Raw genomic sequence first — 13,278 nt, 5'->3', positions numbered from 1 at the left:
GGACGGCGTGGCGGGTCGGGCGCGCGCGGCTCACGTGGGCCGCTCGACGACGACGTTGGTGGACTTCACGGAGGCGATGGCGCGCACGCCGCGCTCGAGACCCAGCTCGTCGGCGGCCTCGGCGCTCATCAGCGACACCAGCCGGAAGGGCCCGCAGACGAGGTCGACCTGCGCCATGACGGTGTCCTTCCTGACGCGGGTGACGATGCCCACGAGGCGGTTGCGCGCGCTCACCGCCGAGGCGCGGGTGCGCTCGCGGTCGGGCTCGTCGACCAGGGTCTCGGCCAGGCCGGCGAGGTCGGCGCCGGCGATGACCGCTGGCCCGTCGGGTCGCGTCGCCGCCACCCGGCCGGAGTCGACCCACCGGCGCAGCGTGTCGTCGCTGACCCCGAGCAGCTCGGCGGCCTCGGCGATCCGGTACGTCGTCACGCCCGCATCATGCCTCATCCGCGGATGATCTGTCCTACAAGCGCCCGCGCCCGCGGACGAAACCCGACTGTGGGCCCGTGTCTGCGGTGGAGGGCGTCGGTGGCGGGTTTCGCCGGTCGGCTGGTGATACCCGCACCTGTCGGCCCACGCGTCGGCCGACAAGTGCGGGTCCGGGCCGACAGGTGCCCCGGTGCGGCGGCGGCGTACGACGTCGGGTTTCACCGGTCGGCTGGTGATACCCGCACCTGTCGGCCCACGCGTCGGCCGACAGGTGCGGGTCCGGGCCGACAGGTGCCGCGATGCGGCGGTCACGAGGGGCCGCGCCAGGTCGGCTCGGGTCGGGGTCAGGTCAGGGTGAGGGCGGTGACCGCGGCGAGGAGCACGACCGGGGTGGTGGTCAGCGACCACGCGTGGAAGGTGCGCATCGACGGTGCGGCCGTGCTGTGGCCCAGGCCGCGGCGCCAGAGCAGGTTGGCCAGCGAGCCGGTGTAGGTCAGTCCGGAGCCGATGTTGAGGCCCAGCAAGGCGGCCAGCACGGCGTCGGTGCCGAGGGGGGCCACGAGCGGCACGACCAGCAGCGTCGCGCTGAGGTTGGTCACGAGGTTGGCCAGCACCGTGGCGACGAGCGCGACGACCAGCAGGTCGGTCCACGACGGCGCGCCGGAGGGGTCGGGCAGCAGGCGTCCCACCGCGTCGCCGAGCGGGCCGGTGGTCAGGGTCGCCACGACGACCCCGAGACCGAGCACGAAGAGCGCGAACGACGGGTGGGTGGCGCGCCCCGCCTCGGGCCACGTCAGCAGCCCGCGGCGGGCGGCCCAGCCCACCAGCACCACCGCGGCCACCGCGGCGACCCAGCCCGGCTCGACGCCCAGCGGGGAGCCGACCGCGAAGCCCGCGAGCATGAGCGCCACGACGACCAGCGGCACGCGCTCCCAGTGCGGTGCGAGCGCGGCCGCGCCGCCGTCCTCGTCCGCACCGGCCTCGCCGACCGCGCCCGCACCCGGCCCGCCGACCGCGCCCGCCCTGGGCCTGCCGGCCGTGGCCGGGCTCAGCTCGCGGCGGAACAGCACGCGCAGCGCGACCCACTCCACGACCAGCACCACGACCAGCACGGGGGCCATCGCGAGGGCGAAGCCCGCGAAGGTGAGGTCGAGGTCGCGCATCGCCAGCAGGTTGGTGAGGTTGGAGACCGGCAGCAGCAGCGAGGCGGAGTTGGCCATGCGCAGGCAGGCCCAGGCCACCGGCCGCGAGGACCAGCCGGCGCCGCGGGCGGCGGCCACCACGACGGGGGTGACGAGCACGACGGTGGCGTCGAGGCTGAGCACGCAGGTGACGGCCGCGGCGAGCACGAAGGCGCCGAGCAGCAGGCGGCGCGGGTCGCCGCGGTCGGTGCGGCGTACGACGGCGGCAGCGGCGGCGAAGAGCCCCGCGCGGGAGCACACCTCGGCCACGACGAGCACGGCCGCGAGGAACACCACCACCGGGGCCAGGTGGGCCAGCGTGCTGCCCACCGCGTCGAGCCCGAGCCGACCCGTGGCCAGCGCGGCCAGCCCGGCGACGACCGCCACGGCGGCCTCGACGAGCGGGCGGGGGTGGGCGTAGGCGGTGACCAGCAGCGCGAGGAGCGCGACCACGGCCACGACGTCGGCGAGGCTCCCGGCGAGGGCCTCCTGGATCTGCACCCGGCGAGCATGGCAGCCCACGGGGCGCCGTCGTACCGGTGGTCTGCCAGCATGGACACGTGAGCGAGACCCCCGGCACCCCGTCGCAGCCCGCGCCCGAGGGGCAGGACCCCGGCCAGGACCCCGGCCAGGGCGCCGGTCAGGGCGCCGGTCAGCCCCAGGGCAAGCCGGGTCGCTACCAGCGCACCACCGGCGGTCTCATCGGCTCGATGATTGTGCTGGTCGCGGCGGTGATCGGCATCGTGCTCTTCCGCGGCGCCTTCCGCGACACCCCGGAGTTCGAGCCGACCAGCGTCGACTACCTCAGCGAGGTCGTGCGCCCGGTGCAGGGCGCCGGCAGCGAGATCGTCTACCCCGCCGCGGTGCCCGAGGGCTGGATGGTCAACGACGTCACCTACACCCCCGGCGAGCAGCCGGTCTTCGAGCTCGCGCTGCTGACCCCCGAGGAGAGCTTCGCCGGTCTGCACGAGGAGGCCGAGGACGTCGACGACCTCGTCGAGGAGCTCGTCGACCCCGAGGCGGTCGAGGGCGAGGCGCTGGCCACCCCCGACTCCGACGTCGCCACGAGCTGGCAGACCTTCACCGACGAGGGCGGCGACACGGCCTACGTCGCGACTACCGGCAGCGGCGACGACGAGCGCACCGTGGTCGTCTACGGCTCGGCGACGCCCGAGGAGCTGCAGGAGCTGCTGGGCGAGCTCACCGTGGAGACCCTGCCCGAGCGCGGCTCGGGCGCCTGACGCGGTCTGCCGGGGCACCGGCCCCCGGGGTCGCGCCTCAGTCCTCGGAGCCCTCGCGGTCGGCGGCCACCACGGCGTCGAGTCGCTGGCGCGCGCCGTCGAGCCAGTCCTGGCAGACCCGGGCCAGGTGCTCGCCGCGCTCCCACAGGGCGAGCGACTCCTCCAGGGTCGTGCCGCCCGCCTCGAGGCGGCGCACGACCTCCACGAGCTCCTCGCGGGCGGCCTCGTAGGACGGGGTCTGCGGCTGCTCAGGCATCGGTGGGCTCCTCGAGGCGGGTGGTGCGGGTGGTGGTGGCGTGGACGCGGCCGTCGGCGACGCGCACGGAGACCTCGACGCCCGCGGCCCCGGTGGACCCGGCGCCTCCGGCGGCCAGGTCGTCGACGGAGGTGACGACGCGGCCCTCGGCGTCCTGCAGGACGGCGTAGCCGCGGCGCAGGGTCTCCAGCGGGGAGAGGGCGCGGGCGCGGGCGCGCTGGTGGCCCACGTCGTCGGCGGCGCGGTCGAGGCGGTGGCCCAGCGTGCGGCGGGCCCGCTCGAGCAGGGCGTCGAGCTCGGCGGAGCGGGCGTCGAGCAGGGTGCGGGGGTCGGCCAGCGCCGGGCGCGAGCGCAGCGCGGCGAGCCCCTCGGCCTCCCGGCGCAGCCAGGCGTCGAGGGTGGAGCGCACCCGGTCGCGGGCCCAGGCCACGCCGCGGGCCTCCTCGGCCACGTCGGGCACGATCAGCTTGGCGGCGTCGGTGGGCGTGGAGGCGCGCACGTCGGCGACCAGGTCGAGCAGCGGGGAGTCGGGCTCGTGGCCGATCGCGGAGACCACGGGGGTGCGCATCGCGTGCACCGCGCGCAGCAGGGCCTCGTCGGAGAAGGGCAGCAGGTCCTCGACCGCGCCGCCGCCACGCGCGACGACGACCACGTCGACGTCGGCGTGGCGCTCGAGGCGGCCCAGCGCCTCGATCACCTCGCTGGCGCACCGGGGACCCTGCATCGCGGCGTAGGCCGTCTCGAACTCCACCGCCGGCCAGCGGCGACGCGCGTTGTCGACCACGTCTCGCTCGGCGGCCGAGCCGGGCGCCGTGACGAGGCCCACGCGGGTGGGCAGGAAGGGCGCGGGGCGCTTGAGCTCGGCGGCGAAGAGGCCCTCGGCGGCCAGCAGCTGGCGGCGCCGCTCGAGGCGCGCGAGCAGCTCGCCCAGGCCGACCATGCGGATCTCGCGGGCGTAGAGCGAGATCGTGCCGCGGTTGGCGTAGTAGGACGGCTTGGCGTGCACGACGACACTCGCGCCCTCGACCAGGGGAGGGTTGAGCCCGTCGAAGAGGGTGCGCGAGCAGGTCACGGTCACCGACAGGTCGGCCACGGCGTCGCGCAGGGTCATGAAGACGGTCTGGACGCCGGGGCGACGGTTGACCTGGGCGATCTGGCCCTCGACCCAGATCGCGCCCAGCCGGTCGATCCAGCCGGCGATGGCGTTGGCGACCTGGCGCACCGGGGCCGGCGACTGCGCGGAGGTCTCCATGGCCATGCGAGGACCCTAGGCGACGGTGGGGACACCACGACGGACAGCACGGAGGACAGCACGACGGTCAGCACGGGGGACAGCACGGGACACGGCCCGGGGTACGGCGCCGCCCCCTCCCGGCGGCCCGCCGGGAGGCTCCCCGCGGCCCGCCTAGGATGGGGCCATGAGCACCGACATGGGGATGCCCCCGATCCTGTCGCCCGACGAGGCCGAGAAGGCCGTCCTGCTGGCGGCACCGCGGGGCTACTGCGCGGGCGTGGACCGGGCGGTCGTCACCGTGGAGCAGGCGCTCGACCTCTACGGCGCCCCGGTCTACGTGCGCAAGCAGATCGTGCACAACAAGCACGTCGTGGCCGACCTCGAGGCGCGGGGCGCGATCTTCGTCGAGGAGCTGGTCGAGGTGCCCGAGGGCGCCACGGTCGTCTTCTCCGCCCACGGCGTCTCGCCCGAGGTGCACCGCCAGGCCGAGGAGCGCACCCTCAAGACCATCGACGCCACCTGCCCGCTGGTCACCAAGGTCCACCACGAGGCCAAGCGCTTCGCCGCCGACGACTACGACATCCTCCTCATCGGCCACGCCGGCCACGAGGAGGTCGAGGGCACCGCGGGCGAGGCCCCCGAGCACATCCAGCTCGTCGAGAGCCCCGCCGACGTCGCCGGCATCGTCGTGCGCGACCCCTCCCGCGTGGCCTGGCTCTCCCAGACCACGCTCTCGGTCGACGAGACCCTCGAGACGGTCGCCGCGATCCGCGAGCGCTTCCCCGAGCTGCTCGACCCGCCGAGCGACGACATCTGCTACGCCACCCAGAACCGTCAGCTCGCGGTCAAGGAGATCGCCCACGGCTGCGACCTGCTGATCGTGGTCGGCTCCGGCAACTCCTCCAACTCCGTGCGCCTGGTCGAGGTGGCCCTCGAGGCCGGCGCCAAGGCCTCCTACCGCGTCGACGACGCCTCCGAGATCGACGAGGCCTGGCTCGACGGCGTGCGCACCGTCAGCGTCACCTCCGGCGCGAGCGTGCCCGAGAGCCTCGTGCAGGGAGTCCTCGCCTACCTCGCCGAGCGCGGCTACCCCGACGCCAAGGCCGTCCACAGCGCTGAGGAGTCGCTCATCTTCTCCCTGCCCAAGGAGCTGCGCCGCGACATGAAGGCCGCGGCCCGCGCGCAGTAGACCCTCGGACGGGACCCCGGACGGCGCGGGAGGGTGCTCGGGTGAGGCTGCACGACGACGAGCTCGAGGTCGACGAGCCCCTGGTGCACCGGCTGCTCGCGACCCAGCACCCGCACCTCGCCGACCTGCCGCTGCGGGCGCTCGGCGGCGGCGGGCAGGCGGCGGGCTCCTCCAACCGGCTGTTCCGCCTCGGTGACGACCTGCTGGTGCGCCTGCCCCGCCAGCCCGGCGGGTCGCGCGCGCTGGAGACCGAGCGGCGCTGGGGGCCGCTGGTCGCGGCCGCGCTGCCGCCCGGGGTCGTCGTGCCCGAGGTGGTGGCGAGCGGGCGCCCCGGGGAGGGCTACCCCGAGGCCTGGTCGGTGACGCGGTGGATCGAGGGCACCCCGCCGGCGGTGCCGGCGCTCGCGGCGTACGCCGGGTCGTCGGGGCCGCTGGCGCGCGACCTGGCCGCGGTCCTGCGGGGGCTGCGGGACGCCCCGGTGCCGGCGCAGGCCGTGGCCGACCCGGCGCTGCGGGGCTACCGCGGCGGCCGGCTGGGCGACCTCGACGACGACCTGCGCGAGACGGCGGCCGTGTGCGCCGCCCTGCCCGGGTGGTCCGACCTCGGCCTCGACCTCGACCGCGTGCTCCTCGTCTGGGAGAGCGCGCTGGTGGCGGAGGCGGCGCTCGAGGCCGCCGGGCCGGTCGCGGAGGGCTGGCTGCACGGTGACCTGCTGGCCGAGAACCTGCTCGTGCGCGGGGGCCGACTCGCCGCCGTGCTCGACCTCGGCGGGCTCGGGGTCGGCCGGCGGGCCGTCGACCTGGTCGTGGCGTGGGAGGTGCTCGACGCCCCCGGTCGCGCCCTGCTGCGCGAGCTGCTCGACGTCGACGAGGCGACGTGGCGGGTCGGCCAGGGCTGGGCGCTGCTGCTGGCGCTCATCACCATCCTCTACTACGGGCGCACGATGCCCGCCCGCTGCGCCGCTCGCCGGGCGATGGCCGCCGCGGTGCTGGACGCGGTGGTCGACGTGGTGGTCGTCGTGGGGCCGGTCGTGGGGCCGGTCGTGGGGCCCGGCTGAGTCAGGCGTGGGTGCGGCGGCGGGGCCAGACGACGAAGCGGTAGGCGCAGAAGTTGAGCACGATGACGACGCAGATCGCGCCGAGCTTGGCCAGCAGCACCGCGTCGTCGCCGAGCACCGCGAGCAGGGCGTAGATGACCAGCGGCTGCACGAGGAAGAGCACGGTGCCGGTGCTCGCCACGAAGCGCACGGCGTCGCCGAGCCGCAGCCGCTCGGCGCGGAAGGTCAGCAGGCCGTTGACCACGAAGCTGAAGGTCATGCCCGCGGCGGTCGAGACCACGTTGGCCAGCACGATGCCCAGGGTGTCGTGGAGCAGCCAGAAGAGTCCGACGTCGATGCCGGTGTTGACCGCGCCGACCGCCACGAAGCGCACCAGCGTGCTCTCGTGCAGCGTGCGCAGACGCTCGCGTCGCGACGGCGCGCTCGGGGTGGCGCTCGGGGTGGCGCTCGGGGGCCCGCTCGCGGGATCGCGCGGTGGCACGGGCTGCGGGGCCGGGTGAGAGGAGGTCAGGACACGCTCCCGTGCTGGGTACGGAGGTCGGGCTGGGTCTGCGGCAGCGAGCGTACGCCGGAGTGCTCGCCGCGGGCGGTGAGGGCCAACGAGTAGAGCGGACGACCCTGCACCTGGGTGTAGGTGCGCCCGACGTAGCTGCCGATGACGCCCATCATCACCAGCTGCAGCCCGGCGAGCAGGAACATCCCCACCCCGAGGAAGGCCCAGCCGGGCACCGAGTCCTCGGGGCGCAGCAGCCGCACCGAGGCGACGTAGGCCGCCATGACGACGCTGAGCGCCGAGAGCGCGAAGCCGAGCCGCGTGATCATGCGCAGCGGGGCGGTGGAGAAGCCGAGGATGCCGTTGGCGGCGAAGGCCAGCATGCGCCCCAGCGGGTAGCCGCTGGTGCCGGCGTGGCGCTCGTCGCGGTCGAAGAGCAGCGCCTCCTGGCGGAAGCCGACGTGGGCGACGATGCCGCGCAGGAAGCGGTCCTGCTCGCGGTAGCGGGCCACCTCGGCCACGACGCGGCGGTCCATGAGCCGGAAGTCGCCGACGTCGCGGGGGATGTCGACCGAGGCCAGCCGGTCGAGCACGCGGTAGAACGCCCAGGCCGTGGTGCGCTTGAAGAGGGTGTCGCGCCGCGAGCGGCGCTGGGCGTAGACGACGTCGGCCCCGTCCTCCCACAGCCCGACCATCTCCAGGCTGACCCGGGGCGGGTCCTGGAGGTCGGTGTCCATGACGATGACCGCGTCGGCGTCGCCGGCGGCGTCGAGGCCCGCGGTGACCGCGATCTGGTGCCCGCAGTTGCGGGCGAGGTCGAGCACGCCGACGCGCGGGTCGTGGCGGCGCAGCTCGAGCAGCCGGGCCAGCGACTCGTCGCGGCTGCCGTCGTTGACGTAGAGGAACTCCCAGTCGAGGTCGTCGCGGACGGCGGTCGCCTCGGTGAGAGCGGCGTGGAAGGGCGCGACGTTGTCGGCCTCGTCGTAGACCGGCAGCACGTAGGTCACCTTCGGACGCGGGGTGTCGGGGGTGCGGACGGGCAGGGCGCGGGGGCTGGTGCGGGCGGGCATGGCCGGGTCCCTTCGCAGGCGGGTCGGGGCTGGGGGGTGGTCTGGTCCCAGTCAGCCCGGGTCACCTCTGCGTGGGCTGTGAGCCGCCCCCGGACCCGCCGTGAGTGGCGCGTGGATGCTGTGGGCCGGGGCGGCGTAGTCTCGAGCGGTGGCGAGGTACGTGGACATGCACCCGGACAACCCCCAGCCCCGGCTCCTGGCCCAGGTGGTGGAGGCGCTGCGCGACGACGCGCTGATCGCCTACCCGACCGACTCCGGCTACGCCCTCGGCGCCCAGCTGGGCAACCGCGAGGGGCGCGACCGGATCCTGCGGATCCGCGGCCTCGACGAGCGGCACCACTTCACGCTGGTGTGCCGCGACTTCTCCCAGCTGGGCCAGATGGTGCACGTCGACAACTCGGCCTTCCGCGCCATCCGCGCGGCGACGCCGGGGCCCTACACCTTCATCCTGCCGGGCACCCCCGAGGTGCCGCGACGGCTGCTGCACCCCAAGAAGAAGACCGTCGGCGTGCGCATCCCCGACCACGTGCTGGTGCAGGCGCTGCTCGCCGAGCTCGGGGAGCCGCTGCTGAGCAGCTCGCTGATCCTGCCCGGGGAGTCCGAGCCCCGCACGAGCGGCTGGGACGTCAAGGAGGAGCTCGACCACCAGGTCGACCTGGTCATCGAGGCGGGGGAGACCCCGGCGGAGTCGACCACGGTGGTGGACTGGTCCGAGGGGGCTCCCGAGGTCATCCGGCGGGGTGCCGGGGACCCGGACCGCTTCGCCTGAGGTCACCGCGGCCGCCCGGGCCGCCCGCGCGCTGCTCCAGCCACGCGGTGGCCCAGCCGGGGAGGGGTGCGCCGGTGCGGCGTACCTGGTTGCGCGCGGCGAGGGCCAGCAGGCACAGGGCGTAGCCCACGACGAGGGCGAGGCTGTGGTCGGCCAGCCCGGTGACGACGACCTGCACCACGCCGTCGCCGGGGTCGGCCAGCGCGCCGGGACGGGTCGCGCCGAGCATCGCGAAGACGCCGACCATGAGCAGGGGCGGCAGGACGCCGACGGTGAAGAAGTCGCGGGGACGCACCAGCAGGGCCAGCGCGAGGGCGAGCGCGACGAAGGCGAGGTCGAAGAGCCAGCCGATCACGGCCGCGCCGACCAGCAGCTCGACGGCGCAGGCGGTGAGCAGCACGGCCACGCCGAGCGCGACCATCTCGTGCGCGGGAGCGCGGCCTTCCTCCCACAGGGTGTGCGACGTCATCGCCTGATCACCTCACTGCCTCGGTGACGGGCCGGGAGCGACCGGTCACCACGCCACGCTAGGGCGCTCGTCGGGCTCCTCGGGGGCGGCGCGCCGGTCGACGGCGCGCAGCTCCACGGTGCGCGGCGTCGGCAGCGGGTCGTCGGTGACGCCCAGGTCGGCGAAGCGGCGGGTGGTGACGAGCACGCGCGACTCCAGCGAGCCGACCGCGGAGTTGTAGTGGCCGACCGCGGCGTTGAGGGAGCGGCCGACGTGGTCGAGGTGGCCGCCCAGCGTGGCGACCCGGGAGTGCAGGTCGCGCCCGAGGCGGTGGATCTCGGCGGCCCGCTCGGCGAGCACCTCGTGGCTCCAACCGTGGGCCACGGTGCGCAGCAGCGCGATGAGGGTGGTCGGGGTGGCCAGCACGACCTGCTGCTCGGCGGCGTGCTCGATGAGCCCGGGGTCGGCCTCGAGCGCGGCGGCCAGGAACGACTCGGCCGGCACGAAGAGCACCACGAACTCCGGGGTCTCGGGCAGCGAGCGCCAGTAGGCCTTCGACGACAGCAGCGCCACGTGGGCCCGCAGCTGGCGGGCGTGGCGCTGGAGGTGGGCGGCGTGCTCGGTCTCGTCGTCGGTGGCGGTGGCGTCGAGGTAGGCGTCGAGCGGGACCTTCGCGTCGATGACGACGTGGCGCTCGCCCACCAGGTGCACCACCAGGTCGGGGCGCCGGGCGCCGTCGTCGAGGCGGTGCTGCTCGCTGAAGTCGCACCGGTCGACCAGGCCGGCGAGCTCGACGGCGCGGCGCAGGTGCAGCTCGCCCCAGCGCCCGCGCACCTGCGGCTTGCGCAGCGCCGTGGACAGCGACTGGGTCTCGCGGCGCAGCACGTCGGTGGAGTGGCGCACGTCGGCCACCTGCTCGCGCAGCTGGCCCTGCCACGTCGCGCGCTGGTGCTCCAGGTCGACCAGCTGGTCGCTGAGCCGGTCGAGCCCCTGCATCACCTCGGCCTGCTCCACCAGCCCCTGGCCCAAGGCACCCACGTGCTCGGGCCGCGACCGGGCCCACAGCACCCCCAGGACCACCCCGAGGCCCAGCCCCAGCACCAGCCCCGCCCCGAGCACCCCCAGCATCGCCGTGATCTCCATGCCCGCAGCATGCGGCACGCCACCGACAGTGGGGTGGCGGCGGGCGGGGGCGGTCGGGGGCGGTCGCGGGTTTCACCGGCCGGCTGGCGAAACCCGCACCGGTCGCGCCGACGCGTGGGCCGACAGGTGCGGGTCCGGGCCGACCGGTGGGGCTGAGGGGACGGGTGGGGCTCGGCGCTCGACGTCCCCCTGGGGCGCGGTGGGGTGCGGGACGTGGCGGCGTACGACAGCTCGGCCGGGCCCGGGGGCGTCGTCTGCCGCCACTTCCGGCGGGAGCCTCCGGTACGGCGACCACCGCGGCGGCACGCGTCGGGGGCGGTCGCGGGTTTCACCAGCCGGCTGGCGAAACCCGCACCGGTCGGCCGATGCACGGGCCGACAGGTGCGGGTCCGGGCCGACCGGTGTGACAGGAGGGGCTCGAGGGGCGGCTCGCGCGCGGGGCCGGCCGGGGCGGGTGGGGCTCAGTCGGCCAGGTCGACGACGACGGGGGCGTGGTCGGAGGCGCCGGTGCCGGCCCGCTCGTCGCGGTCGATGAAGGCGCCGGTGGTGCGGGCGGCCAGGCCGGGGGAGCCGAGGACGAAGTCGATCTTCAGGCCGCGGTCGCGCTCGAAGCGCTGGCGGTAGTAGTCCCAGTAGGTGTAGCCGGGGGCGTGCTCGCGGGTGACCTCGGCGTAGCCGTCGTCGAGGAAGCCCTGGAAGGCCGCGCGCTCGGGCGGGGTGACGTGGGTGGAGCGGCGGAACTGCTCGATGTCGAAGACGTCGGAGTCGAGCGGCGCGATGTTCCAGTCGCCGACCAGCGCGGTGTCCTCGCCCAGCCAGGAGCGGGAGGCCTCGCGCAGCCGCGCCAGCCAGTCGAGCTTGTAGACGTAGTGCGGGTCGTCGGGCTTGCGGCCGTTGGGCACGTAGAGCGACCACACCCGCACCCCGCCGCAGACGGCGCCGATCGCGCGGGCCTCGGGCGCCAGGGGATCGCCGTAACCCGGCATGCCCTCGAAGCCGACCTGCACGTCCTCGAGACCGACGCGGCTGAGCAGGGCTACGCCGTTCCACTGGCTGTAGCCGACCGATGCCACCTCGTAGCCCAGCGACTGCAGCCCCAGGAGCGGCAGCTGCTCCTCGCGGGCCTTGGTCTCCTGCAGGGCCAGCACGTCGACGTCGTGGCGCTGCACGAAGGCCTCGACGCGCTCGATGCGGGAGCGGAGGGAGTTGACGTTCCAGGTCGCGAGGCGCACCCCGACAACCTAGGCGCCGCCACCGACGCCGTGGGTGCCCGGGTGGGCGCCCGGGTGGGCCCTGGTCCGGCGGGCCCGGGTCGGGTATGCCGACGCGTCGGCGCTCCGGCCGGTCGGCGCCCCAGTCGGTCAGCGCACCAGCGCGGAGACCCCGGCCAGCAGCCGGTCGACGTCGTCGTCGCTGCTGTAGGCCGCGAGCCCGGCGCGCACGGCCCCGTCGTCGCCGAGCCCGAGGCGCCGGGAGGTCTCGAGGGCGTAGAAGTTGCCGGCGGGGGCGTTGACGCCGAGCGCCCCGAGGTGGGCGTGCACCTGGGGGCCGGGGTGGCCGGCGACGGAGAAGAGCACGGTGGGCGTGCGGTGGGCCGGGGAGCCGACGAGCGTGACGCCGGGCAGCGCGGCGAGGCCGTCGAGCAGCCGGGCCAGCAGCGTCTCCTCGTGGCGCTCGACGGCGCCCATCGAGGCCACGACCCGCTCGCGCCGGGTCAGCTCGGCGGGCACCGAGGAGGCCTCGGCGAGGCCGGCGACGTAGTCGACGGCCGCGGTGACGCCGGCCAGCAGCTCGTAGGGCAGCGTGCCGAGCTCGAAGCGCTCCGGCACGGCGTCGGTCGAGGGGAGCAGCTTGTCGGGGTGCAGCCGCTCCAGCAGCGCGGGCGGCGCGGCGAGCACGCCGAGGTGCGGACCGAAGAGCTTGTAGGGCGAGCAGACGACGACGTCGGCGCCGAGGGCGGTCGCGTCGACGGCCGCGTGGGGCACCAGGTGGACGGCGTCGACGTACGACAGCGCCCCGACCTCGCGGGCGGCCCGGGTGACGGCGGCGACGTCGGGTCGGGTGCCGATCAGGTTGGACGCCGCGGTGACCGCGACCAGCCGGGTGCGGGGGCCGATGGCGGTGGCGGGGTCGTCGAGCTCGCCGGTGACGGGGTCGAGGTCGAGCCAGCGCACGGTGGCGCCGGCGCGCTCGGCGGCGATGACCCAGGGCCTGACGTTGGCGTCGTGGTCGAGGCGGCTGACCACCACCTCGTCGCCGGGCGCCCACCCGCGCGCGAGCGTGCGGGCCAGGTCGAAGGTCAGCTGGGTCATCGAGCGGCCGAAGACGACGCCGGCCGGGTCGGCGCCGAGCAGGTCGCCGGCAGCGGCCCGGGCGTCGGCCACCACCGCCTGCGTACGACGCTCCGTGGCGGTGCCGCTCCCACGCTGTCCCAGGCCCGCGGTCATCGCGCCCGCGACGGCGTCGGCCACCGCGCGCGGCACCTGCGAGCCGCCCGGCCCGTCGAAGTGGGCCACCCCCAGCGACAGCGCCGGGAAGTCGTCGCGGATCGGTCGCAGGACGGGTGCGTGGCTCATGGGGCCGAACCTACGCACCACCTGCGCGCGGTCGGCCGGACGGCCCCGACGCGCCCGCGGGACACGCCTGCGCGACCCGGCTGCGCGACCCGGCTGCGCGACCCGGCTGCGCGACCCGCCTGCGCGACCCGGCTGCGCGACCCGGGTGCGCGACCCGCCCGGGCTCGACCCGCTCGTGCGACGCCTCCGCT

The 13,278-nt window shown here is 75.7% G+C and carries 14 protein-coding genes; 4 read left to right on the top strand and 10 right to left on the bottom strand.

The genetic code is table 11. The annotated features are described in order from the left end of the window. Window positions 1–30: 30 nt before the first annotated feature. Together ASF50_RS13040 and ASF50_RS13035 are read right to left on the bottom strand one after the other, a co-directional pair. Window positions 31–447, bottom strand: a complete 417-nt coding sequence (locus tag ASF50_RS13040) for a TOBE domain-containing protein (protein WP_414855739.1) — start codon at window positions 445–447, stop codon at window positions 31–33. A 326-nt stretch (window positions 448–773) separates the two neighbouring features. Then, window positions 774–2,111: an SLC13 family permease gene (locus ASF50_RS13035; protein WP_056904718.1), complete on the bottom strand. Its 1,338-nt coding sequence runs from the start codon at window positions 2,109–2,111 to the stop codon at window positions 774–776. Between the two features lie 59 nt (window positions 2,112–2,170). Between ASF50_RS13035 and ASF50_RS13030 the strand changes: the two genes are divergently transcribed. Next, entirely contained in the window at window positions 2,171–2,851 is a 681-nt protein-coding gene (locus ASF50_RS13030; protein ID WP_056904717.1) for a DUF4245 family protein, read from the top strand. Between the two features lie 37 nt (window positions 2,852–2,888). Here the strand turns inward: ASF50_RS13030 and ASF50_RS13025 are convergent, their stop codons facing one another. Continuing rightward, window positions 2,889–3,107, bottom strand: coding sequence for an exodeoxyribonuclease VII small subunit (locus ASF50_RS13025; RefSeq protein ID WP_056862222.1), 219 nt, complete (start codon window positions 3,105–3,107; stop codon window positions 2,889–2,891). After that, the gene (gene xseA / locus ASF50_RS13020) at window positions 3,100–4,365 is read right to left on the bottom strand and encodes an exodeoxyribonuclease VII large subunit (protein WP_056904716.1); all 1,266 of its coding nucleotides are present in this window, start codon (window positions 4,363–4,365) and stop codon (window positions 3,100–3,102) included. Before xseA ends, ASF50_RS13025 begins: the two co-directional genes overlap by 8 nt. A gap of 160 nt (window positions 4,366–4,525) precedes the next feature. On the opposite strand from xseA, the gene ASF50_RS13015 reads away from it, so the two are divergent. Then, on the top strand, window positions 4,526–5,530 hold the full coding sequence (locus ASF50_RS13015) for a 4-hydroxy-3-methylbut-2-enyl diphosphate reductase (protein ID WP_056904715.1): 1,005 nt from the start codon (window positions 4,526–4,528) through the stop codon (window positions 5,528–5,530). Window positions 5,531–5,571: 41 nt separating this feature from the next. Next, window positions 5,572–6,588, top strand: coding sequence for a phosphotransferase (locus tag ASF50_RS13010; RefSeq protein WP_056904714.1), 1,017 nt, complete (start codon window positions 5,572–5,574; stop codon window positions 6,586–6,588). Between the two features lies 1 nt (window position 6,589). Here ASF50_RS13010 and ASF50_RS13005 read toward each other — a convergent pair whose 3' ends face one another. Next, a complete protein-coding gene (locus ASF50_RS13005; protein WP_056862226.1) occupies window positions 6,590–7,069 on the bottom strand; it encodes a GtrA family protein in 480 nt (159 codons plus the stop codon). 26 nt (window positions 7,070–7,095) lie between these two features. Further along, window positions 7,096–8,151: a glycosyltransferase family 2 protein gene (locus tag ASF50_RS13000; RefSeq protein WP_082503161.1), complete on the bottom strand. Its 1,056-nt coding sequence runs from the start codon at window positions 8,149–8,151 to the stop codon at window positions 7,096–7,098. A 148-nt stretch (window positions 8,152–8,299) separates the two neighbouring features. Here ASF50_RS13000 and ASF50_RS12995 point away from each other — a divergent pair, with 148 nt between their 5' ends. After that, window positions 8,300–8,920, top strand: a complete 621-nt coding sequence (locus tag ASF50_RS12995; protein WP_056862227.1) for an L-threonylcarbamoyladenylate synthase — start codon at window positions 8,300–8,302, stop codon at window positions 8,918–8,920. Here the strand turns inward: ASF50_RS12995 and ASF50_RS12990 are convergent. The 4 genes from ASF50_RS12990 to ASF50_RS12975 all read right to left on the bottom strand — a co-directional run bounded on the left by ASF50_RS12990 (window position 8,880) and on the right by ASF50_RS12975 (window position 13,087). Next, entirely contained in the window at window positions 8,880–9,389 is a 510-nt protein-coding gene (locus ASF50_RS12990; RefSeq protein WP_156718276.1) for a DUF6542 domain-containing protein, read from the bottom strand. The genes ASF50_RS12995 and ASF50_RS12990 overlap by 41 nt on opposite strands. 45 nt (window positions 9,390–9,434) lie before the next feature. Beyond that, window positions 9,435–10,511, bottom strand: coding sequence for a DNA recombination protein RmuC (locus ASF50_RS12985; protein ID WP_056904712.1), 1,077 nt, complete (start codon window positions 10,509–10,511; stop codon window positions 9,435–9,437). Between the two features lie 461 nt (window positions 10,512–10,972). Beyond that, the gene (locus ASF50_RS12980; RefSeq protein ID WP_056904711.1) at window positions 10,973–11,743 is read right to left on the bottom strand and encodes an exodeoxyribonuclease III; all 771 of its coding nucleotides are present in this window, start codon (window positions 11,741–11,743) and stop codon (window positions 10,973–10,975) included. A 129-nt stretch (window positions 11,744–11,872) separates the two neighbouring features. Next, window positions 11,873–13,087, bottom strand: coding sequence for a cysteine desulfurase-like protein (locus ASF50_RS12975; RefSeq protein ID WP_056904710.1), 1,215 nt, complete (start codon window positions 13,085–13,087; stop codon window positions 11,873–11,875). Window positions 13,088–13,278 lie beyond the last annotated feature (191 nt).

The organism is Nocardioides sp. Leaf307, from assembly GCF_001423135.1.
GTDB classification, from domain to species: domain Bacteria; phylum Actinomycetota; class Actinomycetes; order Propionibacteriales; family Nocardioidaceae; genus Nocardioides; species Nocardioides kribbensis.
Note: the sequence above shows the minus strand (reverse complement) of the source record. Positions and strands in the feature narration are given on the sequence as shown.